This is a genomic window from Paractinoplanes lichenicola (assembly GCF_016785085.1).
GTDB classification, from domain to species: domain Bacteria; phylum Actinomycetota; class Actinomycetes; order Mycobacteriales; family Micromonosporaceae; genus Actinoplanes; species Actinoplanes lichenicola.
The window spans coordinates 412,865-438,001 of record NZ_JAENHO010000006.1; the positions used below are offsets into that span (position 1 = coordinate 412,865).

At 71.8% G+C, this 25,137-nt stretch carries 25 protein-coding genes; 9 read left to right on the forward strand and 16 right to left on the reverse strand.

The genetic code is table 11. The features are described 5' to 3' along the window. Positions 1–47 precede the first annotated feature (47 nt). Positions 48–1,484 (forward strand): MFS transporter, encoded by a 1,437-nt coding sequence (locus JKJ07_RS23060; RefSeq protein ID WP_307834357.1) that lies wholly within the window; start codon positions 48–50, stop codon positions 1,482–1,484. Here the strand turns inward: JKJ07_RS23060 and JKJ07_RS23065 are convergent. Further along, the gene (locus JKJ07_RS23065) at positions 1,481–3,328 is read right to left on the reverse strand and encodes an AfsR/SARP family transcriptional regulator (RefSeq protein WP_202993770.1); all 1,848 of its coding nucleotides are present in this window, start codon (positions 3,326–3,328) and stop codon (positions 1,481–1,483) included. The genes JKJ07_RS23060 and JKJ07_RS23065 overlap by 4 nt on opposite strands. A gap of 123 nt (positions 3,329–3,451) precedes the next feature. Between JKJ07_RS23065 and JKJ07_RS23070 the strand changes: the two genes are divergently transcribed. Both JKJ07_RS23070 and JKJ07_RS23075 read left to right on the forward strand, forming a co-directional pair. Further along, positions 3,452–4,813: an FAD-binding oxidoreductase gene (locus JKJ07_RS23070; protein WP_202993771.1), complete on the forward strand. Its 1,362-nt coding sequence runs from the start codon at positions 3,452–3,454 to the stop codon at positions 4,811–4,813. Positions 4,814–4,815: 2 nt separating this feature from the next. Beyond that, a complete protein-coding gene (locus JKJ07_RS23075; protein ID WP_202993772.1) occupies positions 4,816–5,106 on the forward strand; it encodes an Rdx family protein in 291 nt (96 codons plus the stop codon). On the opposite strand, the gene JKJ07_RS23080 is transcribed toward JKJ07_RS23075, so the two are convergent. The 11 genes from JKJ07_RS23080 to JKJ07_RS23130 form a co-directional block, all read right to left on the reverse strand. Beyond that, positions 5,096–5,806 (reverse strand): DinB family protein, encoded by a 711-nt coding sequence (locus JKJ07_RS23080; RefSeq protein WP_202993773.1) that lies wholly within the window; start codon positions 5,804–5,806, stop codon positions 5,096–5,098. The two genes, JKJ07_RS23075 and JKJ07_RS23080, sit on opposite strands and share 11 nt — an antisense overlap. A gap of 28 nt (positions 5,807–5,834) precedes the next feature. Beyond that, the gene (locus JKJ07_RS23085) at positions 5,835–6,641 is read right to left on the reverse strand and encodes an ABC transporter ATP-binding protein (protein WP_438871434.1); all 807 of its coding nucleotides are present in this window, start codon (positions 6,639–6,641) and stop codon (positions 5,835–5,837) included. Between the two features lie 2 nt (positions 6,642–6,643). Then, positions 6,644–7,675: a FecCD family ABC transporter permease gene (locus JKJ07_RS23090; RefSeq protein ID WP_202993774.1), complete on the reverse strand. Its 1,032-nt coding sequence runs from the start codon at positions 7,673–7,675 to the stop codon at positions 6,644–6,646. Next, the gene (locus tag JKJ07_RS23095) at positions 7,672–8,697 is read right to left on the reverse strand and encodes a FecCD family ABC transporter permease (protein ID WP_307834358.1); all 1,026 of its coding nucleotides are present in this window, start codon (positions 8,695–8,697) and stop codon (positions 7,672–7,674) included. The genes JKJ07_RS23090 and JKJ07_RS23095 overlap by 4 nt, the downstream gene beginning before the upstream one ends. 7 nt (positions 8,698–8,704) lie before the next feature. Continuing rightward, positions 8,705–9,715 carry an iron-siderophore ABC transporter substrate-binding protein gene (locus JKJ07_RS23100; protein WP_202993775.1) on the reverse strand — a complete coding sequence of 337 codons (1,011 nt, stop codon included), beginning with the start codon at positions 9,713–9,715 and terminating at the stop codon, positions 8,705–8,707. Positions 9,716–9,790: 75 nt separating this feature from the next. Then, positions 9,791–11,170, reverse strand: a complete 1,380-nt coding sequence (locus JKJ07_RS23105; RefSeq protein WP_202993776.1) for a M14 family zinc carboxypeptidase — start codon at positions 11,168–11,170, stop codon at positions 9,791–9,793. A gap of 16 nt (positions 11,171–11,186) precedes the next feature. Further along, positions 11,187–13,337, reverse strand: a complete 2,151-nt coding sequence (locus tag JKJ07_RS23110) for an FtsX-like permease family protein (protein ID WP_202993777.1) — start codon at positions 13,335–13,337, stop codon at positions 11,187–11,189. 5 nt (positions 13,338–13,342) lie between these two features. Then, a complete protein-coding gene (locus JKJ07_RS23115; protein WP_202994029.1) occupies positions 13,343–14,059 on the reverse strand; it encodes an ABC transporter ATP-binding protein in 717 nt (238 codons plus the stop codon). Between the two features lie 115 nt (positions 14,060–14,174). Beyond that, positions 14,175–14,819 carry a response regulator gene (locus JKJ07_RS23120; RefSeq protein WP_202993778.1) on the reverse strand — a complete coding sequence of 215 codons (645 nt, stop codon included), beginning with the start codon at positions 14,817–14,819 and terminating at the stop codon, positions 14,175–14,177. Next, on the reverse strand, positions 14,807–15,991 hold the full coding sequence (locus JKJ07_RS23125; RefSeq protein ID WP_202993779.1) for a sensor histidine kinase: 1,185 nt from the start codon (positions 15,989–15,991) through the stop codon (positions 14,807–14,809). The genes JKJ07_RS23120 and JKJ07_RS23125 overlap by 13 nt, the downstream gene beginning before the upstream one ends. A 6-nt stretch (positions 15,992–15,997) precedes the next feature. Then, positions 15,998–17,296 carry a VTT domain-containing protein gene (locus JKJ07_RS23130; RefSeq protein ID WP_202993780.1) on the reverse strand — a complete coding sequence of 433 codons (1,299 nt, stop codon included), beginning with the start codon at positions 17,294–17,296 and terminating at the stop codon, positions 15,998–16,000. Between the two features lie 126 nt (positions 17,297–17,422). Here JKJ07_RS23130 and JKJ07_RS23135 point away from each other — a divergent pair, with 126 nt between their 5' ends. From JKJ07_RS23135 to JKJ07_RS23145, 3 genes are read left to right on the forward strand one after another with little or no spacing between them, the layout of a single operon-like run. Beyond that, complete coding sequence (locus JKJ07_RS23135; RefSeq protein WP_202993781.1) at positions 17,423–18,013, forward strand: copper resistance CopC family protein; 591 nt, start codon at positions 17,423–17,425, stop codon at positions 18,011–18,013. Between the two features lie 17 nt (positions 18,014–18,030). Continuing rightward, the gene (locus JKJ07_RS23140) at positions 18,031–19,158 is read left to right on the forward strand and encodes a Gfo/Idh/MocA family protein (protein ID WP_202993782.1); all 1,128 of its coding nucleotides are present in this window, start codon (positions 18,031–18,033) and stop codon (positions 19,156–19,158) included. A gap of 17 nt (positions 19,159–19,175) precedes the next feature. Next, positions 19,176–19,565 carry an NAD-dependent epimerase/dehydratase family protein gene (locus JKJ07_RS23145; protein WP_202993783.1) on the forward strand — a complete coding sequence of 130 codons (390 nt, stop codon included), beginning with the start codon at positions 19,176–19,178 and terminating at the stop codon, positions 19,563–19,565. A 13-nt stretch (positions 19,566–19,578) separates the two neighbouring features. Here JKJ07_RS23145 and JKJ07_RS23150 read toward each other — a convergent pair whose 3' ends face one another. Further along, positions 19,579–20,016, reverse strand: coding sequence for an SRPBCC family protein (locus JKJ07_RS23150; RefSeq protein WP_202993784.1), 438 nt, complete (start codon positions 20,014–20,016; stop codon positions 19,579–19,581). Positions 20,017–20,078: 62 nt separating this feature from the next. Here JKJ07_RS23150 and JKJ07_RS23155 point away from each other — a divergent pair, with 62 nt between their 5' ends. From JKJ07_RS23155 to JKJ07_RS23165, 3 genes are all read left to right on the forward strand, one after another. Next, positions 20,079–20,702, forward strand: coding sequence for a flavin reductase family protein (locus JKJ07_RS23155; RefSeq protein ID WP_202993785.1), 624 nt, complete (start codon positions 20,079–20,081; stop codon positions 20,700–20,702). Between the two features lie 94 nt (positions 20,703–20,796). Beyond that, positions 20,797–21,579: a polysaccharide lyase family 7 protein gene (locus JKJ07_RS23160; RefSeq protein ID WP_202993786.1), complete on the forward strand. Its 783-nt coding sequence runs from the start codon at positions 20,797–20,799 to the stop codon at positions 21,577–21,579. 101 nt (positions 21,580–21,680) lie between these two features. Beyond that, positions 21,681–22,265 (forward strand): hypothetical protein, encoded by a 585-nt coding sequence (locus JKJ07_RS23165; RefSeq protein ID WP_202993787.1) that lies wholly within the window; start codon positions 21,681–21,683, stop codon positions 22,263–22,265. Here the strand turns inward: JKJ07_RS23165 and JKJ07_RS23170 are convergent. Genes JKJ07_RS23170 through JKJ07_RS23180 form a run of 3 tightly spaced genes read right to left on the reverse strand, consistent with a single transcriptional unit; the run spans position 22,262 to position 25,130 of the window. After that, entirely contained in the window at positions 22,262–23,425 is a 1,164-nt protein-coding gene (locus JKJ07_RS23170) for an ABC transporter permease (RefSeq protein ID WP_202993788.1), read from the reverse strand. The two genes, JKJ07_RS23165 and JKJ07_RS23170, sit on opposite strands and share 4 nt — an antisense overlap. Continuing rightward, the gene (locus JKJ07_RS23175; protein ID WP_202993789.1) at positions 23,422–24,084 is read right to left on the reverse strand and encodes an ABC transporter ATP-binding protein; all 663 of its coding nucleotides are present in this window, start codon (positions 24,082–24,084) and stop codon (positions 23,422–23,424) included. Before JKJ07_RS23175 ends, JKJ07_RS23170 begins: the two co-directional genes overlap by 4 nt. Beyond that, positions 24,081–25,130, reverse strand: coding sequence for a peptidoglycan-binding protein (locus tag JKJ07_RS23180; RefSeq protein WP_202993790.1), 1,050 nt, complete (start codon positions 25,128–25,130; stop codon positions 24,081–24,083). Before JKJ07_RS23180 ends, JKJ07_RS23175 begins: the two co-directional genes overlap by 4 nt. Between the last annotated feature and the right edge of the window lie 7 nt (positions 25,131–25,137).

Here is a 25,137-nt window from a genome sequence, read left to right on the forward strand (position 1 = left end):
TACGCGGTACATGTACGACGTACATGGACGCCGTAAAGGGGGATCCGGTGACTGTAGGAACGCAGACAAATCGCAGGTGGTGGGCGCTCGTCGCGGTGGCGCTGGGCACCTTCATGACCTACCTCGACAACAACGTGGTCAACGTGGCTCTCCCCTCGATCCAGCGCGACCTGCAGCTGAGCATCGAGGGCCTGGAGTGGATCGCCAGCTCGTACATCCTGGTCTTCGCGGGCCTGCTGCTGGCCGGGGGCCGGATCGCCGACGTGGTCGGCATGCGCGGCGTGTTCTTCGGCGGCCTGGCCGTCTTCACGGTGGCCTCGGTGGCCGCCGGCCTCGCGCAGAACCAGGAGATGCTGATCGGCGCCCGGGCGGTTCAGGGTGTGGGCGCGGCCCTGCTCACCCCGGCCTCGCTGGCCCTGCTGACCCAGCTCTTCCCGAATGCGCGCGAGCGGGCCACCGCGGTCGGCATCTGGGGTGGCGTCGGCGCGCTGGCCCTGGCCTTCGGCCCGCTGACCGGTGGCTGGCTCAGCGAGCACGCCTCCTGGGGCTGGATCTTCCTGATCAACGCGCCGATCGGCATCGCCACCGCCGTCGTCGGCTTCCTGAGCATCCCGGCCGGCCGCCGGGGCACGAGCCGCGGCCTCGACCTGCCCGGCCTCGGCGCCTCCTCGCTGGCGCTGTTCGCCCTCACGTTCGCGCTCATCGAGGGCGAGTCACGCGGCTGGACCAGCGGCTCGATCCTGGCCGGCTTCGCGGTGGCCGCGGCTGGGGCGATCGCCTTCGTGATCATCGAGTCGCGCTCGGCCAACCCGATGATGGATCTCAGCTTCTTCCGCCTGCGGCTCTTCACCGGCGGCCTGCTCGCGATGGGTCTGTGGGCGTTCGGCGTCTTCGGCATCTACTTCTACACGGCGATCTACATGCAGAACGTGCTCGGCTTCTCGCCTACCGAGGCGGGTGCCGCGTTCGTGCCGATGGCCCTGGTCATGGCCGTGATGGCGACTGTCGCGCCGCGGCTCGAGGCCCGGTTCGGCGCGGGGCGCACGGTGGCGGCGGCGCTCGCGCTGATGGCCGTCTCGGTCGCGGGCATCTCCTCGTTCGGCGAGGGCACGACCTATCTCGACCTGCTGCCCTGGTTCCTCGTCTACGGCGTCGGCGGCGGCATGCTCGTGCCCCTCAACAACGTGGTCGTCGGCGCGCTTCCGGCCGCCCGGGCCGGCATCGCGTCGGGCATGCTCAACGTCTCGCGCGAGGTGTTCGGCCTGCTCGGCATCACGATCCTGGGCGCCCTCCTGACCAACCGCTCGAACGCGGCCACCGGTTCCGAGCTGCACCGATACCTCGAGGGCTACCAGTTCTCGCTGGTCGTGGCGGCGGCCCTGGTCGCGGTGGGCATCCCGATCTCGCTGTGGGCGCTGCGCTCGGTCAAGCCGGCCGACGAGCCCACCGCCAAGGACGAGGAGCCGATGCTGGAGCCGGCCTAGAGCCACGCGCCCTGAGCGCCGACCGTCGCCGAGCGGGCGGCGAGCCGGCGTTGGGCCAGCCGGCGCAGGGCGTCGAGGTAGCGATAGCGGCGGAAGCCGACGGGCTCCAGCAGGTGCGCGTCGACGAGGTCGTCCAGCAGATGCTCGGCCTCGATGTCGGGGAGGCCGAGCAGCGACGCCACGTCGGCCAGCGCCACCTCGGGCTCACCGAGCAGGGTGCCGAGCTCGAACGCTTCGACGGCCCGGGGTGCGCTCGCGTGCACCTCGTCGAGGCGGCGTTCGAGCGGCTCGTAGACCCGGCGGCAGTCGCCGTGCACCACGACCGGGTGGTCCAGCTCCGCCCGGAGCCGCTCGACGGTCTCGGCCAGCGTCCAGTTCGGACGGGCGTGCAGCCGCTCGGCACCCATCCGGATGGCTATCGGCAGGTGGGAGCACATCTCGGCCAGCCGCAGGGCGGCCGCCCGCTCGGCGCGCACCCGGGCGGCGCCGATGACGAACGACAGCAGTTGCACCGATTCCTCCGGAGCGAAGGGGGGCACAGTGGCCCACTCGTCGACCGCCAGATCGGGCAGGCGCCGGCCGCCGGTGACGATCGCGGCCGCGCCTGCGGTGACAGGCAGGAGCAGGTCCGGCTGATCCTGCGGGGTCGCGTGGTCGAGCACGACGAGAATCCGGCGGCCGTCGGCCACGCTGCGCCACAGGGCCGCCCGCTCGGTCAGGTCGGCCGGGATGCTGTCGCCGGTGATGCCGAAGGCGCGCAGGAAGCCGGCGAGCACCTGGCCGGCATCGGAGCCGCGCAGGTCGGCGTAGAGCTGCCCGTCGGGGAAGGCGGGCCGGATACGGTGGGCGACGTGGACGGCGAGCGCGCTGGCACCGGCACCGCCGATCCCGACGATGCCGACAATGGACGCCGCCCCGGGCAGACCGGTCGACGCGGACGGGACGGTGGTGGTGGAGTCGCGGGTCAGCACGGCGGACAGCCGGTTGAGCAGGTCGGCGCGACCCACGAAGTCGCGAACGGGTGCGGGCAGTTGCGCCGGCACGACAAGCCGCGCGGCGGGTGAGTGAGCTGCAGCGGGCGGCGACTCGATCGGAAGTGCCGAGAGCAGAGAGCCGGAATCGGGCGAGGCAGGCCGGGCCGGGTTGAGCAAGCGGTGATAGGCCCGCTGCAGGTCGGGGCTGGGATCGAGGCCCAGTTCGTGGGCGAGCAGGGTGCGGATCTCGTGATACTGCGTCACGGCCAGGGCCTGACGACCCGAACCGGCCAGCGCGGTCATCAGCAGCCCGCGAAGCTCCTCGTCCAGCGGGTGGGCGGCCACGAGACCGGTGAGCTCGGTGACGGCCGCGCCGGCCCGGCCCGCGGCGAGGTCGAGCGCGATCCTCTCGCGTACGGCGGCCTGCCTTTGACCTTGCAGCCGGACCCGCTGGCGCGAAGCCCAGGCGCCGGCGATGTCGGCCAGCGGATCGCCCTGCCAGAGCGCATCGGCCTCGGCCAGCGCGGCCACGTCGCCCCGGGCCCGGGCCACAGCTCGAGCGTGCACGGCCGCGTCGAGGGCGTCCGGCTCGAGAGAGAGCGCGTAGCCACCGGCGACCGTGCGGATCGCGGACTCGCCGAGCACCTTGCGCAGCCGGAAGACGTACGTGCGGAGGGTGAGCATCGCGGTGCGCGGTGACTCGTCGCCCCAGACCGCCGAGATCAGCGTGTCGGCGGTGGCCGCCCGGCCCTCGTGCAGCAGCAGGACGGCCAGCACGGTCCGCTGCTGCGGCGACCCGAGCTCGAGCTCCTCGTCACCTCGCCACGCCCGCACCGGGCCCAGCACCGAATACCGCACGTCCTCGCTCACCCGGACCATCAAACCGGGCCGCGACCGGCGCGACTATGTTTTGTCAACTCTCCGTCGATCGCGAACCGGCCTCATGGACCTCGACCCGGCAAACCGGGAAGCAGATCAGAGAGGTCCACCACAGTGAACGCCGCGCTCGACACCCTGCGCCAAGAGGTCATCGTCCTTACCCCCGGCGACGACGGATACGCGCAGGAATTGTCCACTTTCAACCTGTCCGTGCGGCACGAGCCGGCCGTTGTGATCGGCGCCACCGGCCCGGCCGACGTGCAGGCCGCCGTCCGCTTCGCCGCCGCGCACGACCTGCCGGTCGCGGTGCTCGGCACCGGCCACGGCAGCACCACCCCGTCGGCCGGCTCGGTGCTGATCACCACGCGCCGGATGACCGGCCTGACCGTCGACGAGACCACCCGTACGGCCCGGGTCGAGGCCGGCGTGCGCTGGGCCGAGCTGATCGAGCAGGCCGCCAAGGCCGGGCTGGGGGCGCTCAACGGCTCCTCCCCGACCGTCTCGGTGATCGGCTACACGCTCGGTGGCGGCCTGGGCCCGTTCGGTCGCAAATACGGATACGCGGCCGACCACGTACGGTCAATGGATGTCGTGACGGCCGACGGAGAGCTACGGCATGTCACCGCGCAGAGCGAGCCCGAGCTGTTCTGGGCGCTGCTCGGCAGCAAGGGCAACTTCGGCGTGGTGGTCGCGATGGAGTTCGCCCTCTTCCCGATCACCATCTTCTACGGCGGCGGGCTGTTCCTGCCCGGCGAGCTGGCGGGCGAGGCGCTGCACCTGTTCCGCGAGTGGGTGCGGGACGTGCCCGACGAGATGACCGCCTCGATCTGCCTGCTCAACCTGCCGCCGGTGGAGTTCGTGCCCGAGCCCCTGCGCGGCCGCCTGGTCACCCACCTCCGGTTCGCCCATCTCGGGCCGGACGGCGAGCGCCTGGTCCAGCCCTTCCGCGACCTCGGCGAGCCGATCATCGACGCGGTGACCCAGCTCCCGTACGGCGCGGTGGCCGCCGTCCACAACGATCCGGTCGACCCGATGCCGATCGTCGAGCGCGCCACCATGCTGCGCGAACTCCCCGCCGAGGCGGTCGACACCATCCTGCGGCTCGCCGGCCCCGGCTCGGACTCGCCCCTGGTCATGGCCGAGATCCGGCACCTCGGCGGCGCCCTCGGCCGCCCGCCGCAGGTCCCCAACGCCGTCGGCAACCGCGCGGACGCGGAGTTCAGCGTCTTCGTCGCGGCGGTGGGTGGCGGCCCGCAGCTGGAGGCCTACGAGCAGGCCGTCATCGACGCGCTCCGGCCGTGGTCGACCGGCCGCCGCTATCTGAACTTCATGTTCGCGGGCGACACCGATCCCGAGACCGTCGCGCTCGCCTACTCCGACGACGCCTTCCGGCGGCTGCGCGAGATCAAGCGGCGCCACGACCCGGCCAACACGTTCCGGATCAACCACAACATCGCCCCGGCGCATACTGACTAGTTGTGAGAACACCTCGGTTGGAGATCGAATACTGCACCCAGTGCCGGTGGTTGCTGCGGGCCGCGTGGACGGCGCAGGAGCTGCTCACCACGTTCCAGAAGGAGCTGGGTGAGGTCGCGCTCATGCCGGGCACGGGCGGCGTGTTCGAGATCCACCTCGACGGCGAGCTGCTCTGGTCCCGCAAGGAACAGGGCGGCTTCCCCGAGCTGCCCGAGTTGAAGCGGCTGGTGCGCGACCGCATCGCGCCCGGCCGCTCGCTGGGCCACACCGACAACGCCGGAACTAGCGCTTAGCCAGAACGTCCAGGTCGCGCTCGGCGAACAGCCGGTGATGCCATTCCTCGTTCAAGACAATCAACAGGCATTCCCGTACGGGGAAAGCCCGCGCCGGCGGCCACCCCGGCCCCTCGACCGGCACGGTGTCGGCCGCCAGGGACTCGTCGGTCAGGTCGTCGACCACCCGCCGTACGGTGGCCATCCGGTCGAGCCGCAGCGCCAGCGCCTCGTCGAGCGACGGCCGGGCCGACCGGTCGCGCGGCACTCCCGGCGTGTCCGGCATCCCGTCCCAGGGCAGGCTCAGCGAATGCCACGGGGCCGGGTCGCCCAGGATCGCCCGCGACACCCACGACTCGGTGGCGAAGGCGAGATGCCGGAGCGTCTCGATGAACGACCATTCACCGTCGACCGACTCGTGCAACTGCTCGGCCGGGAACGTACGGGCATGGTCGACCGTCCCGGCCCAGAGCCGCTCGACGATGTCCCACGCCTCGCGGAACCCGGCCGGATCGACCGGACGCATCTTGGGCCGCAGCGGGTCGCGCCGGTCCAGCTCGGCCTCGATCAGCGGCACCACGTCGACCCCGTTGATCACGAGGTTGCCGATGTCGCCGTCGATCGTCACGTCCCGCATCTCGACGCCCCGCATCGTCGACTTGGAGAAGTCGACGTCGCGGAACGTCGAGCCGGTCAGATCGTCGCCGTGAAACTCAGCCATGAGCGCACGGTAGACCCGATTCCGGACGTCAGGCTTCCTGAACTCCGACCCGGTGGCGGCCGATCGGGACGATCATCGGGGTGTTCGAGACCGGGTCGTCGACGAGGCGGCAGCGCATGCCGAACACTTCCGCGATGATCTGCTCGGTGAGCACCTCGTTGGGGTCGCCCGCCGTCACCACCGCGCCGTCCTTCATCACGACCACGTGATCGGCGTAGCGGAAGGCCAGGTTGAGCTCGTGCAGCACGATCACGACGGTCGTGCCCTCGGCCTCGTTGAGGTCGGTCAGCAGATCCAGCACCTCGACCTGGTGGCTGATGTCGAGATAGGTCGTCGGCTCGTCGAGCAACAAAATCCCCGTACGCTGGGCCAGCGCCATCGCGATCCACACGCGCTGCCGCTGCCCGCCGGAGAGCTCGTCGACCGGCCGCGCCGCCAGCGGGAGCGTGCCGGTGGCGGTCAGGGCCGCGGTCACCGCGTCGTCGTCATCGCCGCTCCACCGCCGGAACCAGCCCTGGTGCACGTGCCGGCCCCGGCTGACCAGGTCGGTGACCGTGATGCCGTCCGGCGCGATCGGGCCCTGGGGCAGGATGCCGAGCTCGAGCGCGACCTCGCGGCTGGGCGTGGAGTGGATCGATTTGCCGTCGAGCAGCACGCGGCCCGAGGCGGGCGGCAGCAGGCGGGCCAGGCCGCGCAGGAAGGTCGACTTACCGCACGCGTTGGGCCCGACGATGATGGTGACCTTGCCCTTGGGCAGGGTCAGACTCAGGTCGTGGACGATCGTCCGCTCGCCGTATCCCAGCGACAGCCGTTCGGCCTGCAGATCCAAGGGCACGATTAGCCTCCTCGGCCGGAGCGGTTGGCCGTGGCGAGCAGCCACAGCAGGTAGGGGGCCCCGATGACGCCGGTGACGACGCCGACCGGGAACTGCCGGGAACCGAGCAGGTGCGAGCCGATGAAGTCGGCCACCAGCACGAGCAGGGCGCCGACGAGGGCGGCCTGGACGAGCACGGGCCGGCCCCCACCGACCATGCGCGCGGCGATCGGCCCCGACATGAAGGCGACGAAGGCGATCGGGCCGGCCGCCGAGGTCGCCATGCCGGTCAGGCACACGGCCACGATCAGCAGCGCGAACCGGCTCCACTGCACCCGTACGCCGAAAGCGGTGGCCAGGTCGTCCCCGAGCTGCATGCCGGTCAGCACCCGGCCCAGGATCAGCGCCAACGGCACCAGGATCAGCAGGGACACAGCGAGCGGGACGATCTGCGGCCAGGTGCGGCCGTTGACGCTGCCGGTCAGCCAGATCATCGCCTCGGCCGCGACCTTCACGTCCGAGCGGGTCAGGATGTAGGAGGTGATGCTGGTCAGCACCGTGCCGATGCCGATGCCGACCAGGATGAAGCGGTAGCCGCCGACGCCCTTGCGCCACGACAGCGCATAGATCGTCAGGGCCGTGACCAGCGCACCGGCCAGGCCGGCGGCCGCCACGACGCCGCCCTCGAGGCCCAGCACCATCACCATGATGATCCCGGCGGTGGTCGCGCCCTGGCTCACGCCGATCACGTCGGGGCTGGCCAGCGGGTTGCGCAGCAGCTGCTGGAAGATCGCGCCGGCCAGGCCGAACGCGAGCCCGGCGCACGCCGCGACCGAGGCCCGGGGCAGGCGCAGGTCGTGCATGACGTAGTCGACCCCGGCCGGGGTGGACCGGCCGAGCAGCGAGCGCACCACATCGGGCAGCGAGATCTGGAAATCGCCGTACGACAGGGTCAGCAGGAACATCGCGACCACGCCGACGAACAGCGCCACTGCCACCGTACGGGCCCGGGCCAGCTCGCGGCGCCGGGTCGTGGTCACCACACCGGCGCTCACAGCTCGGCCAGCTTCTCGCGGCGGGCCATGGCCACGAAGATCGGCGCGCCGATGATCGCGGTGACGATGCCGACCTGCACCTCGCCCGGCCGGGCGACGACCCGGCCGATCACGTCGGCGATCAGCAGCAGGAGCGGGGCCAGCAGCATCGAGTAGGGCAGCAGCCAGCGGTGGTCGGGTCCGGTGATCGCCCGTGCGATGTGCGGGATGACCAGGCCGATGAAGACCAGCGGGCCGGCCATCGACGTGGCCGTGCCGCAGAGCAGCACCACCGCGCCGGCCGCGACGAGCCGGGCCACGATCACGTTCTGGCCGAACGAGGTGGCCACGTCGTCGCCGAGGGCGAGCGCGTTGAGGGCGCGGGCCGAATACAGGGCGAGCGCGGCTCCGAGGATGAGGAACGGGATGCTCTGGACGGCCACGTCGGTGCCCCGGCCGGCGAGCGAGCCGACCTGCCAGAACCGGAACTGGTCGTACGCATCGACGTCGGTGATCAGCACGGCGGTGGTGAACGAGATCAGCGCGGCCGTGACCGCGGCGCCGGCCAGGGCCAGCTTGACCGGGGTGGCGCCGCCGCGGCCGATCGACCCGATCGTGTAGACGAGGACCGAGGTGATCGCGGCGCCGAGGAAGCCGAACCAGACGTACCCGGTCAGGCTGGTGATGCCGAAGAAGCTGATCGCGATGACGATGAAGAGCCCGGCGCCGGCGTTGACGCCGAGGATGCCGGGGTCGGCCAGCGGGTTGCGGGTGACGCCCTGGATCACCGCGCCGGCCAGCCCGAACGCGGCCCCGGCGAGCAGGCCGACGATCGTCCGGGGAACGCGCGACTCGGTGACGATCAGGTCGAGGGTGGAGTTCGGGTCCGGGTTCACGAGGGCGTGAAGCACCGTGCCGAAGGGCACGTCCCGGGCGCCGACGGCGAGGCTCAGCAGCGCGGCTCCGGCGAGGGCCGCCGCGATCACCACCAGTCCGGTGGTGAGCACGGCGGCCCTGCGGTGCCGGGTATCCGTCTCCGGCACTTCGGCGTCAGCCGGCGGCGGTGGCCAGCAGCGGGGTGACCTTGTCCACGGCGTAGGACAGGCCGGCGACGGACGAGCTCGAGAACGCGTTCGAGATGTCCTTGTCGTCCATGTAGGCGACGTGGCCGGCCTTGACCGACGGCACGGCCTGGAACAGCTTGTCGCCCTTGACCTGATCGAGCGTGGCCTGGATGAGGAACACGACGGTGACGTCGGCGTTGGCCAGGTCGAGCTGCTCGTTGGAGAGCGTGATGTAGAACGAGTCCTTCTTGAGCGCCTCGATCGCCGGGGCGTTCTTGAAACCGAGCTTGGTCAGGAAGTCGACGCGGCCGTCACCGGTGACGTAGGCGCCCCAGCCCTCGCCGGTGCGGGCGACCGCGGCGATGGTCTTGTCCTTGAAGCCCGGGTTGGCCGCGGCGGCCGCGGTGAACTTGGCGTCGAGATCGGTCTTGAGCTTGGCCGCCTCGGCCTGCTTGCCGAGCGCCTTGCCGATCATGTCGAGCTGCTGCTCCCAGGTGGTCAGATACATCTCGCCGCCCTTGGGGACGTCGATCACCGGGACGCCCAGCTTGGCCAGCGAGTCGTGCCGGGCCTTCTCGCCGCTGCCGCGGGTGTCGAGGATCAGGTCGGGCTTGAGGGCCGCCACCTTCTCCATGTCGAGCTCGAGGGTGCCGAGGATCTCGGGCGGCGTCGTGTATTTGCCGGCGTTCCACGGGCCCTGGCCGTCGCCGCCGAAGGCCAGCCAGTCGGAGGCGCCGACGGGCTGCACGCCGAGCGAGAGCGCCACGTCGGCGTCGCTCCAGCCCAGGGCGACCACACGCTCGGGCTGCTTGCTGACCGTGACGTCGCCGAAGGCGGTGGTGACGGTGACCGGGAAGGCCGAGGCGGCCGACGATCCCGCTTCGGGCGCGGCGTTGTCGTCCTCCGTGCCGGTCGTCGAGCAGCCGGAGAGGGCTACCACGGCGCTCAGAATGGCGACCGGCAGAAGCCGGCCGGCGCGGGGAAACGGAAGTCGCATCAAAGGCTCCATGATCGTCAAAGGTGAGCCTAACCTAACGACAATCACCATATCCGCAAGTCAGAGCCACGTAGGTCACAATTGCAAACGTCCTGCCAAATGGGCCGCGGCGGCGATGGTGGCCCCGTACTGCACGCCGACGAGCCGCCGGATCTCAATCGGATCGAGCTCGGCGACGCGGGCGTCCTCCTCCAGCCAGCCGCCGTAGCGTTGCTCCACCTCGGCCAGTGCGAAGCGGACAGCAGCGCGCACATTGCCCACCGCGGCCTCGCCTTGCAGCGCCCGCAGCAGAATTCCGCCGTAGCGCAGCCGCCACTCGTGGAAGTTCAGCTCGAGCGAGTTCGCCTCGGCCACACTGGCCGGGCGCTGCGACGCCGGCTCCTTGCTGCGCGCGAGCCGCTCCTGGGCCGCGCCCTCGACGACCGTGGCATAGAAGCGAGCTGCCCTCCAGTACGGCGAGGTCGGCGCGATCAGGCAACTCTCAACGGCCGCGAGCGTACGGGTCAGCAGCTCCCCGAGATCGGCCAGCGCGACGGCATTCCCGGCCAAGGCCTCCGCGTACGTCGTCCCGGCCGGCGACGTGTCCCCGGCCCGCGCATCCAGCCAGTAGGGCAGCTCGCTGACCAGGATCAGCGCGCCCCACCGCTCGGCGTACCAGGTCGTGCTGCCGCCCTCGAAGATCCACGGCTGCTGCCGGGCCATCGTGCGCTCGTAGACGGTCGCCAGCGGCGTGGCCTCGTAGATCGCGTCGCCGAGCAGCTCGAGGTCGGGCGCCTCGGGCTCGCCCCGGTCGAGCGGAATGCCCAGATGTTCGGGAATGCCCTGCAGGATCGGGTGCAGCGGCGGCTCGGCCCGGCTCAGCCAGTAGTACGCCCCGCCCAGCTCGCTGTTGTGCAGCGACGCGACCAAGGCCGGCCGGTGCGCGTCGATCAGCCGCATCAGCGCCTGCGTCTCGGGGATCGGCTCGTCGAAGTACGCGTCGCCGTGGTTGACCGGAAACGTCCACTCGACCTGGTCGCGCCCGGCCGGCCGATAGAAGTGCCGCGCGTAGTGGCTGCGGGTGAACGGCCCGCGCAGCCAGCCCTCGTTGAGCCGCAGCCCGTCCGGGTCGACGCAGTCCACGATCCGCCACGTGTGCCCGAGGCGTTCCCGCAGCTCACGGTCCTCGCAGAGCCGTTCCGCCAGGTGCAGCGCGGTCAGCCCGCCGATCGGCTCGTTGGGGTGGGGCAGCCCGAACGCGAGGGCCTCGGGCGCATTTTCCGCAGAGCTGCCAATGGAGAGGCACCAGAGCGGGTTGCCCTGCCGGGAGCTGCCGCACCGCCGCAACGACGCGACGCCGGGGTGACGATCCGCGATCCGCCGCAGCCCGGCGTGCAGTTCGTCGACCCCGGCGAAGGCCTCGTAGGCCGGCACGGTCTCGATCTCGGTTCGGAGCCAGGCGGGGAGGGTGTCCATCCCGCCATCCTCCCCGCTATTCCTTGGTGCCCGCTGCTCGTACGGGCGGAACCCGCAGCAGGCGGCTCACCGGCAGGATCGTCGTGACCAGGGCCAGCCCGATCGCCCCGCCCAGCACGATCACCCAGCCCAGCGGCGGCACGTACGGCACCAGCGTGCCGGTCAGCGCCCGCACCACGGCCACCAGCGTCATCCCGGCGATCACCACACCGACCGTCAGGGCCGCCCCGAGCAGCCCCACCTGCTCGGCGTTGACCATCCGCCGCACCTGGCGCGGGGTGACGCCGGCCAGCCGCAGCACCGCCAGCTCCCGGCCGCGGGCCAGGGCGGCCATCACCATCGTGTTGCCGGCCGCGAGGGCCGCGTACGCCACCATCACCGTGATCAGCAGCTTGTTGAGCCAGGCGCTGATGGCCAGGTCACGGCTGAGCTGCCCGGTGAGCTCGTCGGCCGTGCGCACCTGCCCCAGGGCGGCCAGCGCCTCGTCGGCGTGCCCGTCGGTGCGCACCAGGATCTCGTCGTAAGGCCCCGACACGTACGGCATCAGCACGTCGCCGAAGCCGAGCCCGCGCTCGTAGATCGCGACCACCGTGCGCTTGACGGGGGTGCCGTCGGCCAGCCACATCTCGGCCTGGTCGCCGACCTTCCACCCCGAGGACGACGCCTGCAGGGCCGAGGCCGCGATCGTGTCGCCGGTCAGCCCGGCCAGGCTGCCCTCGCGCACCTTCAGGTCCATCGTGGACGCGAGCTGGGCCGGCTCGACCGCCCGGGCCACGACCGGCTCGGCCCCGTCGAAGATCCGCGCGACCACCGACGTGTGCTGCACCCCGGTCGCCGCCTGCACACCACCGGTACGACGCACGCGGTCGGCAGTCGACGCGGGCAGACCCTCCGACGAGGTCAGGGCCCGGTCGGCCAGCAGCCCGTCCTGGCTCTGGGTCACCGTCTGACGCTGCAGGTTGTCCTGCAGGAACCAGACCGAGCCGCCGAACCCGACCGACAGCACCAGCGCGCTCAGCACGGCGGCCATGCCCCGGGCGTTGGCCCGCAGGTTGGCTGCGGCCAGCTCCCCCGAGACCCCCCATACCGTACGCAGCACCGGCGCGAGCAGCCGGGCCGCGTACAGGTTGATCCAGGGCGCCAGCAGCGCGACCGCCAGCACGAACAGGTAGAGCATGCCGACCGCGGCGGCCATCGCGGCCGTGCCCGAGGTGCCCGCCGTGAAGAACGTCGACGTGCCCGCCCCGGCCAGCGTGAACAGCCCGAACGCGAGCCGGACGCGGCCGCCGCGCGGGGGTTCGACGGCGATCTCGCCGAGCGCCTCGGCCGGGCGGATGCGGGCGACCCGGCGGGCCGCGATCCGGGCCGCGCCCACGGCGATCAGCAGGGTCGTGAGGACCGCGACGGCGGCGGCGAGGGCGGGGTTGGCGATCGGGAAGCTCTCCGGCAGGAAGCCGCGGGCGACCAGCTCGTCGTGGGTCCAGGCGGTCGCCCAGAGCCCGGCCGGGATGCCGATCACGGCCGAGGCCAGGCCGACCACTGCCGCCTCGGCGACGACCAGGGTGCGTACCTGCCGCGGGGTGGCGGCCACGGCGCGCAGCAGGGCCAGGTCGCGGCGGCGGTGCCGGACGGACAGGCCGACGGTGCCGGCCACGACGAAGACGATCAGCATGACGACGTAGCCGCCGAACGCGCCGCCCGCCTCCATCAGCAGCGAGCGGGCCTCGATCGAGCTCGATGGCTCGGCCCAGCCGCGTTCCTTCCCGGCGTACGCCTCGACCCCGGCCTCCTCGGCCAGGCCGTCGATCTGCTTGATGGCCTCCGGGGACGCCTTGATCGCGATGGCCTGCGGGTCGGCCTGGACGTCGGTCACCCCCGGGACGGCGCGGATCTTGTCGGCCAGCCCGGCCGGCACCTTGCCCTCGGGCAGGGGCACCTGCGAGACGCTGACCTCGCCGTCGAACTCCTTGGTGGAGATCTCGATGTGACGATGGGCGACCACCACGTCGGCGGCCGCGTATTTCTGGGGCTCGGGCTGATAGCGCAGGCCCGATTCGACGAACACGGCCAGGCTCATCAGGATCATCACGCCGCCGGCCAGGGCGACCAGGGTGGCGAGGGAGGTTCCGGGGCGCTGCCGCAGCAGGCGCAGAGCAAGCTTCAGCATCGTGATCACCGGCTCGCCAGCAGCTCGGCGATCTTCTCCGCGCCCACCTGCGGCAGGTCGCGGACGATCCGGCCGTCGGCCAGCACGAGCACGCGGTCGGCGTACGAGGCGGCGACCGGGTCGTGCGTCACCATCACCACGGTCTGGCCGAACTCGTCGACCATCGAGCGCAGCAGGGTGAGCACCTCGGCCGCGGTCTCGGTGTCGAGCGCGCCGGTCGGCTCGTCGGCGAAGACCACATCGGGGCGCACGGACAGGGCGCGGGCGATGGCGACTCGCTGCTGCTGGCCGCCGGAGAGCTGGGCCGGGCGGTGCGCCAGCCGCGGGGTCAGGCCGACCCGCTCGATCACGCTCGCCACCCACTGCCGGTCCGGCCGGGTGCCGGCCAGCCGCGAGGGCAGCAGGATGTTCTCCTCGACGGTGAGCGCGCCGATCAGGTTGAACGCCTGGAAGACGAAGCCGATGCGGTCGCGCCGGAGCTCGGTCAGCTTGGTCTCGGAGAGCTTCGACAGCTCGGTGTCGCCGACCCAGACCTTGCCCGCGGTGGGGCGGTCGAGGCCGGCGGCGGTCTGCAGCAGTGTGCTCTTGCCGGAGCCGGACGGGCCCATGACCGCCGTGAACGTGCCGCGGGCGAACGCGGCGTCCACCCCGGCCAGGGCCACGACCTGCTGCCCGTCGGTGGCGTACGTGCGGGTGAGTCCCTCGACCCGGACCGCGACCATGTCGTTCATCACTGCGCCTCTCGGTGTGTAGCGGGCTTTCGCTGACACCAAGAAATCTATTTTTCGCAGTGGTCAAGATCGATGAAGGCAGCTGCCGTCTTCCGGGTACAGCAGGCTATACCTCCAGGTAGCGCAGCACCGCCGTCACGCGCCGGTCGGCCCGGTCGCTCGGCGCCAGGTCGAGCTTGGCGAAGATGCTGCGGATGTGCTTGTGCACGGCGCCCTCGGTGACGACCAGGCGCTCGGCGATCGCCACGTTGCCCAGCCCCTCGGCCATCAGCGCGAGCACGTCCCGCTCGCGGGGGCTGAGCCGTTCCAGGCCGTTGTCGGCGCTGTTGCGGGCGAGCAGCAGCCCCACCACCTCGGGGTCGACGGCCGTGCCACCGTCGGCCACCCGATGCAGCGCCTCCAGGAACTCCTCGACCCGGCCCACCCGCTCCTTGAGCAGATACCCCAGCCCCGCCGCGCCACCGGCCAGCAGATCCGTGGCAAAAGCCTGTTCCACGTACGCCGAGAGCACGAGCACGGCCAGGCCGGGCAACCGCCGGCGGGCCTCGACGGCGGCGACGATGCCCTCGTCGGTGTGCGTGGGCGGCATCCGCACGTCGACGATCGCCACATCCGGCTTGTGCTCGTCGACCGCGGCCAGGAACGCGGCCGGGCCGTCGGTCGTCGCCACCACGTCGAGCCCCTCGGCCCGCAGCAGCAGGGCCAGGCCCTCACGCAGCAACGCGTCGTCCTCGGCGATCACGATCCGCACGGCAGCTCCACTCGCATCGTCGTCGGCCCACCGGCCGGGCTGGTCAGGGTGAGGCTGCCGTCGTACGCCTCGACCCGGCGCCGGATCCCGGTGAGCCCGGACCCGCCGTGCTCGTCGGCGCCACCACGGCCGTTGTCCTCGATCGTCACTTCGAGCCGCTGATCCTCGAGACGCGCCGTGACCGAGGCCGCGGTCGCACCGCTGTGCTTGTTGATGTTTGTCAGCGCCTCGGCCACCACGAAATAGGCGGTCGCCTCGACCGAGGCCGCGCACCGGCGGGGCAGCCGCACGTCGAGCCGGCAGGGCACGCCCGAGTCACCGGCCAGCCCGGCCAGCGCGCCGTCGAGCCCGCGACCGTCGAGCACCGGCGGGAGGATGCCGCGCACGACCGTACGCAGCTCGGCCAGGGCCTGCTCGGCGGCGTCCTGGGCCCGGTCGAGCAGCTCGCCCGCCGACGCCGGGTCGCGGGTCACCGCCCGCCGGGCCGCGCCGAGCAGCACGCTGACGGCGACCAGGCGATTTTGTGCGCCGTCGTGCAGCGAACGCTCGATCCGGCGCAGCTCGACGGCGTGCGCATCCAGGGCCGCGGCCCGGGTGGCGGTCAGTTCGGCCACGCGCAGCGAGAGGTCGGTGCCCGGCGGCGGGGCGAGCAGGCGGCGGCCCGGCCAGGCCTGCAACCGGGCCAGCTTCGGCGCGAGATAGAGGCCGAGCAGCACCCAGGCCAGCCCGTAGACGGCCACGACGATCGCGCCGGCCTGGCTGTCGACCCGCCACCAGACGAGACCGGGGGTGGAGCCGGGCGGGACGAGCCACCAGAAGAACGGGAAGATGACGTCCTGCACGGCCGAGAGCGGGACGATCAGGCCGAACGCGCTCAGCAGCCACCCGACGGTCGCGTGCTCGACCAGCCAGAGCAGCTCACGCCGGCTCCACCGGTCGGACACCGGGCCCAGCACCTCGGGGCCCCAGCGCGACAGCCGGGCCCGCTCGCGGTCGGCCACGGCGCGCACGGCCCTCCGGGCGTACGGGATGAGCAAAATGCCGATGCCGACCGGGCACAACAACGCCACGACGGCCAGCCAGAACAGGGCGCCCAGGGCCATGAACGCCGTGCCGAAGCCGCCGAGCAACCTTTGCAAGGCGTCGATGAGGGCGTGCACACGGCGGCGCATAGCCCGTCACACTAGGACATGGGCGCGCCTGGGAACGCGGGACGCCCAGATCGCCGCGTTGAGCACGGCCCAGGCGCCGCCGAGCAGCACGGCGGCAATCGTCTCGCTGAGGTGGGACCAGCCCAGATAGACCCACGAGCCGGCGCAGACCACCACCCCGGCGGCGGCCAGCGTGCCCACGGTGACCCGCTGCGGCCAGGTCAGGCGGCGCGACAGCAGCCAGGCCAGCAGACCCACGACGGCGGCCAGCTGCGCGGTCTGGCCCGCGGCGAGGTCGGCCAGGGCGGGGCCGGCCTCACGGAGGGGAGCCGGGCCGTCGTATTCGGCCGCGGACGGGAAGAACACGTCGGGCGGGCCGTCCCACGACGGCGGGCTGACGATCGCCAGCACCAGGGTCAGGACGGCCAGGGGCAGCAGCGGGGCCAGGCCGTCGAGCAGCCCGGTGCGCCGCCACCAGGCCCGGGCCAGCACGACCACGGCGGCCACCGCGAGCAGGATCTCCGGGCTGGCCGAGGTGGCCAGCTCGAGCGCGAACCGGTAACCGTCGGACGACCACTGGCCGCGGGCCCAGGTGGTGACGGCGTCGTCGGCCGCCGACAGGCCGCTGAGCTTGACGATCAGGGGCATGACAAACAGCAGTAGCAGGGCGAACAACACGAGCGCGGTCAAGCTGGTCAGCACCCGGGCCGCGCGGTTGTCGGCCGGCACCGGCCAGTCGGGCGCCCGCATCGGGTGGCTGCCCAGCCAGCGACCGGCCAGCACCAGCACCACGAGCAGCGCGGTCAGCACGGCCAGGGCGCCCCCGGCCCGGCCCGCGCGGGCGGCCAGCACGTCGTACGAGGCGCCGGCCAGATAGCTGCCGAGCACCAGCCACAGGGACCAGCCGATCGCGGCCGGGCTGTGAAAGGCGACGAACCGCCCGTACGACACGCCGTTCATACCGGCCAGGCGGGGCACCAGCGTACGGGCTCCGGCCACCCACTGTCCGAAGAAGACCGACCGCCCGCCGTAACGCTCGAAGATCCGCTCGGCCCGCCGCCAGTGCCGCTCCTTGACCCACCGCGACCGCGGCCCGCGGCGCCGCCCGGCGACATATCCCCCGTTGCCGCCGAGCAGCGCCGCGCCCACGGCGACCAGCGCGGCCGGGACGATGCCCACCACCCCCTCGTTGGCGAGCAGGCCCAGCGCGACCAGCGCGGTCGCCGACGGCAGGACCAGGCCGGCCAGGAAGGCCGCCTCGGCCGCGACCAGCGCCGCCACCACCGCGAGGGCCAGCCAGGCCGGCAGGTCGTCGAGGAAAGGCACGCCCGCAGACTATGAACGCGCACACCCCAGGCGTATCGGTGAGATTCCCCTAAGCTCGTCCGGGAACTTTCTCGCTTCGAGGAGCGACTACTTACTCCCCGCTTCATACCGAAGGACCTGTGACCCATGACCAAGCCCGTGACCCGCCTGCTCGTCGCCCTGGCCGCGACACTGGCGGTGCTGCTGCCCGGCGCGCCCGCGCTCGCCCACAACGCGCTGGCCGAAGCCACGCCGGCCAAGGGCGCCACGGTCAAAAAGGCCCCGACCAGCGTCAAGCTGAAGTTCCTGCAGAAGCTCAACCCCGAATACACGACGATCGCCCTCTCCGGCACCGCCAAGATCGAGACCTCGGCCCCCAAGGTCGACGGCGCGACCGGCTCGATCACCTTCGACCCCCTGCCCAACGGCGCCTACACGGTGGCCTACCAGGTGGTCTCGACGGACGGCCACACGGTCAAGGGCTCCTACAAGTTCACGGTGGCCGACCCGTCCGCCACCGCCGCCCCCACGACCGAGCCCGCGCCCGCCCCCGACGAGTCGCTGGTCCAGGTCGCCCCGCCGACCACCAGCGCCCCGGCCCCGACCCCGGCGACCGACCTGGCCTCGAACGAGTCGAACAACAGCAACACCACCACCTACCTGATCCTCGGCGCGATCGTGGTCGCCCTTCTGGCCTTCGGCGGCTTCCTCTTCGCCCGCAACCGCCGCGCGAGCTAGCGGGTTAGTCTCGGTCGATGGACATCGGCGTCGCGGTTGTCGGGTTCGGTTGGATGGGGCGGGTGCACGCGCAGGCCTATGCGCGGGTTCCCCACCATTTTTCGGGCGTGGGACCCGTACGGCTGGTGGCTGTGGCTGACGATGTGCCGGGGCGGGCCGAGCAGGCCGCCCAGCGGTACGGGTTCGCGGAGTCGGCGGTGGATTGGCGGGGGCTCGTCGGCGATCCGCGGGTGCAGGCCGTCAGCATCACCGCCCCCAACTTTCTGCACCGCGAGATGGGCAGCGCGTTCGCCGCGGCCGGGCAGCACATCTGGATCGAGAAGCCGGTCGGGCTGACCGCCGACGACGCGCGGGCGATCGTGGGGGACGGGCAGGTCGCCGTCGGCTTCAACTATCGGAACGCGCCGGCCGTCAAGAAGGCGCGCGAGCTGATCGCGAACGGCGAGATCGGGACGGTCACGCACGCCCGGTTCAAGTTTCTGAGCGACTACGCGGCCCACCCCGACGGCGCCCTGAGCTGGCGTTTCGAGCGGGCCCGGGGCGGCAACGGGGTGCTCGGCGACCTCGGGGCGCACGGCGTCGACCTGGTGCGCTACCTGCTCGGCGAGATCGGCTCGCTGGTGGCCGACACCGCGATCTTCATTCCGGAAAGGCCGCGCCCGACCGCCGCCACGGCCGGGCACGAACGGGGCAGCGGCGAGCCGGGGCCGGTCGAGAACGACGACTGGTTCGGCAGCCTGCTGCGGATGACCTCGGGGGCGCGGGTGACGCTCGACTGCAGCCGGGTCGCGGTGGGCGAGCAGAACAGCTACGGCTTCGAGATCCACGGCACCCGGGGCGCGCTCTTCTGGGATTTTCGCCGGATGGGCGAGCTGGGGGTCGGCACCGGGCCGTCTTATCAGGACGAACCCGTGCGCACGCTCTTCGTCGGCCCACTCGACGGCGACTTCGGGGCGTTCCAGCCGGGGGCCGGAATTCCGATGGGTTACGACGACCTCAAGGTGATCGAGGCGGCGCGCTTCCTGCGGTCGGTGGCCGACGGGAAGCCGTACGGGGCAACTCTGACCGACGCCATCCGGGCGGCCGAGGCGCTGGACGCGATGGAGCAATCCGCGGTCTCGGGGGCCTGGGTCACGCTTCGCTAGCGGGGTATCACCCGGGCATGGCGGAGATTCTCATGACTGGCGCGTCGGGACGGATCGGGCGCATGCTGCGGGACCGGCTGGCGCTGCCGTGGCGGCTCACGCCGGTCGACGTCACCGATGCGGACGCGGTCCGGGCAGCCAGTGAAGGCGTCGAGGCGATCGTGCATCTGGGAGCGATCGCCGGTCGCGGGTCGTTCGACGAGGTGCTGTCGGTGAACGTACGGGGCACCGAGAATGTGCTGCGGGCGGCGGTCGACTGCGGGGTGCCGCGGGTGGTGCTGGCGTCGAGCAACCACGCGGCCGGCTACTGGTCGCGCGAGGAGGCCGGGCCGGACGGGCTGCCCGACGACGCGCCGGACTGGAGCCGCTCCGAGCATCGCCTGGTCGGCGGGTCGCTCACCGAGTGAGAGAGCGGGTCGCTTACTGATTGAAGTGGCGGGCCAATTCGGCGAGGCGGGCCTTTTGAACGGAACTGGCCTGCTTGACGACGAAACCGCGCAGCAGGGCAGGGGAACTGACCTCGACTGACTCGGTGAGCGAGGTGCCGCCGGCGGTGGGGGCCAGGTCGACGGTGGCCGTCAAGCGGACCGCGCCGGGGCTGATCACGTGGCTGACCAGGCGTACGTCGGGGATCTCGCCGGTCAGCGTGACCCGGATGCGGTTGTCCCAGTGCAGCGGGCCCAGCTTGAAGCGCTCGACGGCCACATAGCTGGTCGCGCCGGCGGTGTGCCGGATGTCGCGGACGGCCACGATCAGCGGGGACAGGCCGATGTAGCTGTTCGGGTCGAGCAGGTGGGCGTAGAGGGTCGCGGGCGGGGCGGCCAGGTGGACGGTCTCGCTGAACCGGTCGGTCGGCATAGCCCGAGATCGTAGGCTTCTTTCGGCCGCCGCCGAAGGGCGCCGGCCCTACGGTCCTGACCATGACGACCAGGCCTTTCACGCACGTGACGATCGCTCCGAAGATCCTCTACTTCGGCACTCCGGTGGTGCTGCTGAGCACCGAGAACGAGGACGGCAGCGCGAACCTCGCCCCGATGTCCTCCGCGTGGGCGCTCGGTGACGTCGTCGTGCTCGGCCTCGGCCGGGACGGTCAGAGCGGGCACAACCTCGCCCGCCGGCCCGAGATGGTGATCAATCTGCCCGCGGCCTCGCAGTGGCAGGCCGTCGAACGCCTGGCCCCGTTGACCGGCCGGCACCCGGTTCCGGCGGACAAGCGCGATCAGTTCCGGCACGAGCCGGCCAAGTTCGCCGCCGCCGGTCTGACGCCGCAGGCCTCCGCGCGGGTTCGACCGCCCCGGGTCGCCGAGTGCCCGCTGCAGCTGGAGGCCCGCGCGGCCGACATCCGGACCGATGCCAGCGGCGACTTCTTGCTCGTCGAGGCCCATGTGCTCGCGGTGCACGCCGACCCCCGGATCGTCGTGCCCGGCACCGACCACGTCGACCCGGCGGCCTGGAACCCGCTGATCTACAACTTCCGCCACTACTTCGGCCTCGGCGAGGAGCGCGGTCAGAGCTTCCGGTCGTCTTTAATCAAGGCTCTTTAAAAATCTGACCAGCACATCCATTGACAACCGATCGACAGGGGTCTTTATTGTTAACCGTCTTGCCAATCCCCCTGAGGCAAACGAGGTGTCCCCCATGAAGAAGCGCACCCTGCTCGCTGCCGCACTGTCCACAGTGGTTGTCGGCGGCCTCGGCCTGCTCGGCGTGACCACCGCTCACGCCGCTGCCCTCAACCCCGCCGTCGCCCCCGGCGGCAACTTCAACCTCTCCGTCTGGTCGCTGCAGCTGCCCATCGGCTCGCCCGGCAGCCCCGAGACGATCTCGCCGGCCCGGCTCAAGGGCGCCAACGGCTATTCCAACCCGGCCTACTTCTGGACCGACAAGAACGACGGCTCGATGACCTTCTGGGCGCCGGAGAAGGGTGTGACGACGCCGAACTCCAAATACGCGCGCTCGGAGCTGCGCGAGATGAACGCCAACGGCTCGGCCGCCGACTGGTCGCTCGCCGGCAACCACACGCTCAGCGCCGACCTGCGGATCGTCTCGGTGACCAAGAACGTGGCGGTCGGCCAGGTCAAGCTGGGCACCGGCGGCACGTCGACCAAGCCGCTGCTCGAGCTCTACTACCGCGCGAACGGCGACATCTATCTCGGCCAGCAGCGCAGCCCCACCGACGGCCAGACGCTGCACAAGCTGGGCAACGTGCCGCTCGGCCAGCGCTGGACCTACGTCATCAACGTCTCGGGCAACAAGGCCAGCCTGACCGTCAACGGGAGCAAGACCAACTACACGATCCCGTCGTCGTTCAACCCGTACAAGCAGTACTTCAAGGCCGGCTCGTACAACCAGTCATCCTCGGAGAGCACCACCAACGGGGCCAAGGTGAAGTTCTACGCCCTCACGGTCACCCACAACTGACCGGCTGGGCGAACCTCACAGCTTCCTGACTTCCGGCCGGAAGGCTGGCCGTTCGCAACGGAGCAACACCGCGCCGGGGCAACGGACAGGAGGGCTGGTTCATGCGCAGAAGTCACGCGCTGGTGGTCGCGGCGATCGCGCTGACGGCGGTGTCGGCGTGCGGGGCGAAGGAGGACGAGCAGGCGGGCGGCGAGGCGAAGGTGGCCACGTTGACCAGCACCACGCCGCAGAAGGCACAGGCGTCGTCGAAGGCCGCGCAACGTCCGCGGGAGCGGCTCGACACGACGCCCGAGGAGTTCGAGGCGCTGCTGGGGCCGTACAACAAGTGCCTGAAGGAGCGCGGCTACGCCCCGGACGACCTCAAGCGCAAGGCGGCCTCCGATGCCGGCGGCGGCGCGAAACCGGCGGCCGGTCCGGCGTCCGAGGCGATGGACGAGGCGTTCCGGGTCTGCGAGGCGCAGTTCTATCCGCTGCCGCCGTGGGAGAAGGATCCGGCCAACCCGGAGGCCCGCGACTTCGCCGTCGCGGTGGTGAAGTGCCTGAAGAACAAGGGCGTCAAATACGTCGAGGTCGCCGAGGACGGGCTGAGCTACGCGCTGGGCGGCGACCAGAACGACCGCCGCTCGATCACCATGGGCATGGACCTCGCGCCCGAGTGCGAGCGCGAGGTCGCCGCCAAGAACTAAACAGTGGCCAAGGCCTGGGTCGGGGTGAGCCGGGCCGCGCGCACGCTGGGATACAACCCGGCGAGCACGCCGATCACGACGGCTCCCCCGGCCCCGGCCAGCGCCGCTTCCGTCGGTACGACCAGGGGCCACTGCTGCCACGAGGCGTAGCCGATCGTGGCGGCCAGCCCCAGCCCCGCCCCCGCGACGCCGCCGATCGTGGCCAGCACGACCGATTCGGTGAGGAACTGCAGGCGGATCTGGCCGCGGGTGGCCCCCAGCGCCCGCCGCAGGCCGATCTCGGAGCGGCGTTCCAGCACGGCCACGACCATCGTGTTGGCCACCCCGATCCCCCCGACGACCAGGGCGACCGCGGCCAGCGCCAGAAACAGCACCGAGAAGCTGCTCTCGGTGGCCCGCTTGGCCGCGAGCGCGTCGGAGGGCCGGGTCACGGCCACCCGGCCCGGCCGCTCGGGATAGATCGTCTCGGCCAGCACGCCGCGCACCTCCTCGAGCTGGGCCTCCTGCGACTGCACATAGAGGACGGTCGGGTGCCCGTCGAAGTCGAGGGCATCGCGGGCCGCCTCCCAGCCGACCAGCACCGAGCGGTCGATGTCGGGCGAGAGCGGCGTGGTGGCGAGGATCCCGACCACGGTGAACCGGGTGTCGGCGATGACGACCTGCGGGCCGGGCGCCACGATGCCGAGCCGGGCCGCCGCGATCGAGCCGAGCACCACGGCCGGGAAGCGGGCGGTGGCCTCGGTCAGCCATCGGCCCGACTGCATCCGGGCGTTGATCGTGGGCAGCAGGTCGAGCCGGCTGGCCAGCACGGTCAGCCCCGAGCCGTTGTCCTGCGAGATCCGGTCGTTACGCCGTACGAGGGCATGGGTGTTGGCCACGGCGCTGACCGCGGTGACCGGGCCTATCCGGCGCACCATCTCGACCGCCGACTCCGGAATGGTCGTCGGCGGCTCCTGGTCGGGGACGGCCGTGGCCTGCAAGGTGTTCGTGCCGAGCGCGCTCAGCTCGGCGAGCAGCGCGGCCTGGCTCGACGCCGGGATGCCGGTCACCACGATCATCGTGGCGATGCCGATCGCGATGCCCAGCGCCGACAGCGCCGCCCGCGCGGGTCTGGTTCGCAGCCCCAGGAAACCCAGGTCGAGCACGTCGAGCGGGCTCATGACGACACCACCCGGCCGTCGCGGATCTCGATCCGGCGGGGCATCGACGCCGCGATGTCCCGGTCGTGGGTGATCACCACGATGGTGGTGCCCTCGTCGTTGAGCCGGCGCAGCAGACCCAGCACGGCCTGCCCGTTCGCGCTGTCCAGGGCGCCGGTCGGCTCGTCGGCGAGCACCAGCGACGGCTCGTTGACGAGCGCGCGGGCGATCGCGACCCGCTGCCGTTCACCACCCGAGAGCTGCTGCGGGCGGTGACTCGCGCGATGCCCGAGGCCGACCCGCGACAGCGCCTGCAGGGCCAGGTCCCGGCGTTTGCGGCGCGGCGTCCCGGCGTACAGGAGCCCGGTTGTCACGTTGTCGACCGCGCTCAGCCCGTCGGTGAGGTGGAACTGCTGAAAGACGAAGCCGATCTCGCGCGCCCGCAGGCGGGACAGTTGCCTATCGCGCAGGGTGGCCACGTCCTGCCCGGCGATGGCCACGGTGCCGGAGGTGGGCCGGTCGAGCGTGCCGATGATGTTGAGCAGCGTCGACTTGCCCGAGCCGGAGGGCCCGACCACCGCCACCAGCTCACCGGCCTCGATGTCGAGGGTGACGCCGGCCAGCGCGGTCACGCCGCCGGGATAAACCATGCTCGCGTCGCGCACGGACAGCACGCTCATGACGCGACCACCACGTCGGCGCCCTCGTCGAGGCCGTCGCCGGTGATCTCGACCCAGCCGTCGGCGAACATGCCGGTCTTGACGGCGATCAAACCCTCCGGCCCCTGTACGGCGTAACCACCCTCGCTCAACGCCACGAGCGCCTCGATCGGCGCGGTCAGAACGTCCTTGCGCGTACGCCCGGGGAAGTTGACCTCGACCTCGGCCGTGTCGAACTTGGCCACGCTCGCGGGGTCGTCCACGGCGACGGTGACGGTCAGCTTCGGCGGACCACTCGCCGCGCCCTCGTCGGCCGACGCGACCTCCCGGCCCACCGCGAGGACCCGAGCCTTCACCGTACGGTCGTCGGGCAGGCTCACGGTGATGCGGCCACCCCGCCGGATGGCCGCGGCGTCGCCCGGCTCGGCGGCCACGGTGATCACCTTGCGGGTCGACGTCACGGTCATCAGCGGCGCGTTCGCCGGCGAGCCGGGCTGCACGGCGATCGACTCGACCCGTACGGCCCCGGACTGCACCTCGATGTCGCCCACCGCGATCGTCCCGGTCACCGGCACCTCCTGATCCTTCTGCCAGCGTTTGATCGCGCCGACCAGATCCGGGGTGAGCTCGCCCTCCTCGCGGCTGCGCTGCGAGCCGGTGCGATAGCCGAGCGCGCGCAGGTTGTCCACGATGATGCGCACGTCGCGGCCCTTCATGGCGGGCGTCGCGATCGGCCGGAAGAGCGGCAGGCTGCCGTAGAAGAGCGCCACCGGCTTGTCGTTCGCGCGGAACAGCTGGTCGCCGCGCCGGATCGTCGCGCCCGGGGCCGGCAGCCAGGTCACGACGGCCTCGGCGTGCCCGGCCAGCGGCCGCGCCGGGCCGAACCCGAGCGCGCCGGGCAGGGACGTGACCGTGGACAACGTCCGCCGCTCGAGCTTGGCCGTCTCGACCGCCACCGTCTCGCGGGCCACCGGTTCCCGCCCGGCCTGGTGCCGGGTCACCACGTACGTCGAGCCGGCGGCCAGGCCGGCCAGCACGAGACACGTGATCAGCCATCGTTTCCACATGGCGAAC